3 protein-coding genes and 1 pseudogene are annotated in these 4,267 nt (G+C 78.2%); 3 read left to right on the top strand and 1 reads right to left on the bottom strand.

Going from position 1 to position 4,267, the window contains the following annotated elements; all coding sequences use genetic code 11:
• The 3 genes from PYV61_RS21600 to PYV61_RS21610 form a co-directional block, all read left to right on the top strand.
• The coding region (locus PYV61_RS21600; protein ID WP_275835550.1) for a hypothetical protein at positions 1–1,441 on the top strand (1,441 nt) is incomplete at its 5' end.
• 151 nt (positions 1,442–1,592) lie between these two features.
• On the top strand, positions 1,593–1,931 hold the full coding sequence (locus PYV61_RS21605; RefSeq protein ID WP_275835552.1) for a YciI family protein: 339 nt from the start codon (positions 1,593–1,595) through the stop codon (positions 1,929–1,931).
• 16 nt (positions 1,932–1,947) lie between these two features.
• On the top strand, positions 1,948–3,198 hold the full coding sequence (locus PYV61_RS21610; protein ID WP_275835554.1) for a sigma-70 family RNA polymerase sigma factor: 1,251 nt from the start codon (positions 1,948–1,950) through the stop codon (positions 3,196–3,198).
• 59 nt (positions 3,199–3,257) lie between these two features.
• On the opposite strand, the pseudogene PYV61_RS21615 reads toward PYV61_RS21610, so the two are convergent.
• Positions 3,258–4,267, bottom strand: a pseudogene (locus tag PYV61_RS21615) (hypothetical protein); the annotation flags it as partial.

Consider the following 4,267-nt stretch of genomic DNA (forward strand, 5'->3'; position numbering starts at 1 on the left):
CGAGGAGCGCGGCGCGCCGGCGGCGCCGAGCGCGCGCACGCTGGCCGGGATGGCGGCGGCGTTCGACGCGCTGGCGGCGACGCGCGGGGCGCACGCCAAGCGCGACCTCGTGCGCGCGCTCCTCGCCGCGCTGGGGCCGGCCGAGGCGCAGTACGCGATCAAGCTGCTGCTGGGGAGCGGCGAGCTGCGCATCGGGCTGAAGGAGGCGCAGGTCGAGGAGGCGCTGGCCAAGGCGTTCGGGCGCCCGCTCGACGCGGTGCGCCACGCCAACCTGCTGCGCGGCGACGTCGGCGAGGTGGCGGTGCTGGCGCGCCGCGACCGGCTCGGCGAGGCGTCGCTGGCGCTGTTCCACCCGCTGGGCTTCATGCTCGCGCAGCCGATGGAGACCGCCGAGGAGATCGCCGCCGCGCTGCCGGCGCCGTTCGCCGTCGAGGACAAGTACGACGGGATCCGCGCGCAGGCCCACGTCGCGCGCGGCGCCGACGGGGCGGTGCGGGTGGCGCTGTACTCGCGCACCCTCGACGACATCTCGCACGGCTACCCGGAGGTGGTCGAGGCCCTCGCCACGCTCGGCGCCCGGCGCCCGGCGCTCCCTCCGTCGGACGGGGAAGCGAGCGCCGGGCGCGGAGCGCCGGGCGGTGAGGGGCTGTCGGTGATTCTCGACGGCGAGCTGCTCGCCCACGACCCCGCCGACCCGATGCGCGCGCTGCCGTTCGCGGCGCTGCAGCGGCGGCTGGGGCGGAAGACGCACGACGCGGCGCTGCTGGCGGAGGTGCCGGCGCAGTTCGTGGCGTACGACGCGCTGGCGTGGGACGGGGCGCTGATCCTCGACGAGCCGTACGCGGCGCGGCGCGCGCGGCTGGCGGCGCTGGACTGGCCGCTGCCGCACGCGCGGCTGGCGCCGCACCGCCTGGCCGAGACGGCGGAGGAGGTGGAGGCGGCGTTCGCCGAGGCGCGCGCGGCGGGGAACGAGGGGCTGATCGCGAAGTCGCTGGCCTCGCCGTACACGCCGGGGCGGCGCGGGAAGCTGTGGATCAAGCTGAAGAAGGCGCTCGCCACACTCGACGTGGTGGTCGTGGGCGCCGAGTGGGGGCACGGGCGGCGGGCGAAGGTGCTCTCCGACTACACGTTCGCGGTGCGCGCGGGGGAGGACGACCCGACGCTGCTGACGGTCGGCAAGGCGTACAACGGGCTCACCGACGCCGAGATCGCGGCGCTCACGGAGCGGCTGCAGGCGATGACGGTGCAGAAATTCGGGCGCTACCAGCAGGTGCGGCCGGAGGTCGTGCTGGAGGTGACGTTCGACGTGGTGCAGAAGTCGGCGCGGCACAAGGCGGGGTACGCGCTGCGCTTCCCGCGCATCCTGCGGGTGCGGGACGACAAGCCGGCCTCCGAGGTCGACACGCTGGCGCGCGTCCGGGAGCTGGCGGGAGAAGCCTGAGCTGCGACCTGCGACCTGCGACCCAACAGCGGCCGTGAAGTCGCAGGTCGCAGGTCGCAGGATCCTGTCGATATTTCCCGGGCGCGTGCGTCTCTGGGATGCGGTCCGCCGACCGGCGGGCGCCGCGGAACCCGGATCCGAGGACCGACCGATGCCCCAGTACCTGCTGCTGCTCCACGAGGACCCCGCCCAGTACGCCGACGTGAGCCCGGAGGAGATGCAGGCGATCGTCGCCCGCTACGCGGAGTGGAGCCGCGGGCTGCGCGAGCGCGGGCGGATCGTCGGCGGGCAGAAGCTGCGCGACGACGGGGGGCGGCACGTGCGCGCCGGCGGCGCCGTCACCGACGGCCCGTACGTCGAGGGGAAGGAGGTGCTCGGCGGCTTCTTCACCGTCGTGGCCGACGACTACGACGGCGCGGTGGCGATCGCGCGCGAGTGCCCGCACCTCTCGAACGGGTGGATCGAGGTGCGCGAGGTCGAACCGACGTGAGCGACGCGGGGCGGCGGTGAGCGCGGCGCTCGTCGAGCACCTGTTCCGCCAGGAGTCGGGCCGCCTGGTCGCCGCGCTGGCGCGGCGGCTGGGCGGCGCGCACGTGGGGCTGGCCGAGGACATCGTGCAGGACGCGCTGCTGCAGGCGCTGCGCACGTGGCCGTTCCGCGGGGTCCCCGACGACCCGGCGGCGTGGCTGTTCCGCGTGGCGCACCGGCGCGCGCTCGACGTCGCGCGGCGCGACGCCACGCTGCGGCGCAAGCTCGCGCTGCTCGACGCGTGGACGGACGCGCCGCGGCACGACCCCGCCGCGGCGGCGTCGCGCGACGAGGTGGCCGACGACGAGCTGGCGCTGGTGTTCGCGTGCTGCCACCCGGCGGTGCCGGCGGAGGCGGGGGTGGCGCTCGCGCTCAAGACGGTCGGCGGCTTCGGCGTCGGCGAGATCGCGCGCATGTTCCTCGTCCCCGAGGCGACCGTGGCGCAGCGGCTGGTGCGCGCCAAGCGGCGGCTGCGCGAGGCGCGCGTCCCGGTGGCCGTCCCCGCCGGCGCCGCCGAGCTGGCGGCGCGGCGCCCGGCGGTGCTGGCGACGTGCTACCTCCTCTTCACCGAGGGGTACGCGGCGGGGGAGGGGCCGGCGCTGGTGCGCCCCGACCTGTGCGCCGAGGCGGTGCGGCTGGCCGGGCTGGTGGCGGCGCACCCGGCGACGCGCTCCCCGGAGTCGCACGCGCTGGCGGCGCTCCTCTGCCTGCAGGCGGCGCGGCTGCCGGCGCGCGCCGACGCGGCCGGCGAGGTGGTGCTGCTGGCCGACCAGGACCGGTCGCGGTGGGACCGCGCGCTGCTGGCGCGCGGCTTCGGCCACCTGGAGCGCGCGATCGGCGGCGACGCGCTGACGCGCTACCACCTGGAGGCGCGCATCGCCGCGCTGCACGCGACGGCGCCGAGCGTGGCGGCGACCGACTGGGCGCAGGTGGTGGACGCGTACGACGCGCTGCTGGAGGCGGCGCCGTCGCCGGTGACGCGCGTGCACCGCGCGGTGGCGGTCGGCATGGCCGAGGGGCCGGCGGCGGCGCTGCGCGCGCTCGACGCGATCGACGACGCGGCGGTGCCGGCGCGCTACCCGTGGTACCACGTGGCGCGCGCCCACTGGCTGCGCGCGGCCGGCGACGCGGCGGGGGCGCGGGAGGCCTACGCGCGGGCGCTGGCGCTGACGGGGGCGGAGCCGGCGCGAGTCTTTCTCGCGGGGCGGATGGCGGAGCTGGCGGACTGACCTGCGACCTGCGACCTGCGACCTACGAGAGCACCCGGTCGCAGGTCGCAGGTCGCAGGCTACGCCGCGCGACTCCCGCGGACGCTGTCGCGGAGCTCGGCCCGCGTGGGCACCGCCGGCGGCTCCCCCTCCCACACCACCAGCCCGCGCACGCGGGCGCCGAGCGCGCGCAGGCGGGCGATCTCGCGCGCGAGGGCGGGGAGCGGGGTGTGGCCGGCGCGGGCGCAGACGATGACGTCGGGGGCGACCAGCACGCTGCCGGCGCCGCGCGCCTCCTCGGTGGGCGGGACGGCGACCACGGTCAGGTCGTAGCGGCGCGTCAGCCGCGCGAGGTCCTCGCGCAGCGGGTCGAGCGCGGTGCCGAGGACCGCGGGGTCGTCGTCGGCGCGGCGCGCGCCCGGCGGGAGCGACTCGGGGGCGACGACGATCGGCGGCGTCGGCGCGACGCCGGCGGGGAGGACGTCGACGGTGAGCGCGCGCCCCACCGGGACCGCGGCCACCGCCTCGCCCACCGGGAGGCCGGCGCGCAGCACGTCGGAGAGCCCGGGGCGCAGCCCGAGCCCCATCGCCACCGACAGCGCGCCGCGCCCCATGTCGGCGTCGACCACCAGCGTGCTCCGCCCGTCCTCGGCGCCCAGCGCGGCGACGTTGGCGGCGACGGCGGCGACGACCTCCGGCTCGACGCCGAGCACCGTCACCACCGGCACGCGGGCGCCGGTGGCGGCCATGCTGAGGTAGAGCAGCCGGTAGCTCTCGACCGAGGTGTCGACGAGCGGCGGCTGCTCGACGTCGGCGGCGCGGCGCGCGCGCTCGGCGATGACGGCGTCGGGGCGCACGACGGCCAGCACGCGCGTGCGCGCCACGCGCTCGACCTCGCGCGCGTCGGCCACGCGGGGGCGGCGGACCTCGGAGGCGAGCGCGGTGCCGAAGCCGGCGACGAGGGCGATGGCCAGCGCGCCGCCGAGCACCGCGACCGGCGGCGTGTCGAAGTTGGCGCGCGCGCGGCGGCCGGCGACGCGGCGGCCGACGGCCTGGTTGCGGGCGCGCGCGGCGCGCAGCGCGGCAAGTC

It is taken from the genome of Roseisolibacter sp. H3M3-2 (genome assembly GCF_029211165.1).
Taxonomy (GTDB): Bacteria; Gemmatimonadota; Gemmatimonadetes; order Gemmatimonadales; family Gemmatimonadaceae; genus Roseisolibacter.

What these genes read in the sequence shown, in the direction of transcription:
- PYV61_RS21605 (WP_275835552.1), top strand. Translation starts at nt 1,593, where the DNA reads ATGCCCCAGTACCTGCTGCTGCTCCACGAGGACCCCGCCCAGTACGCC.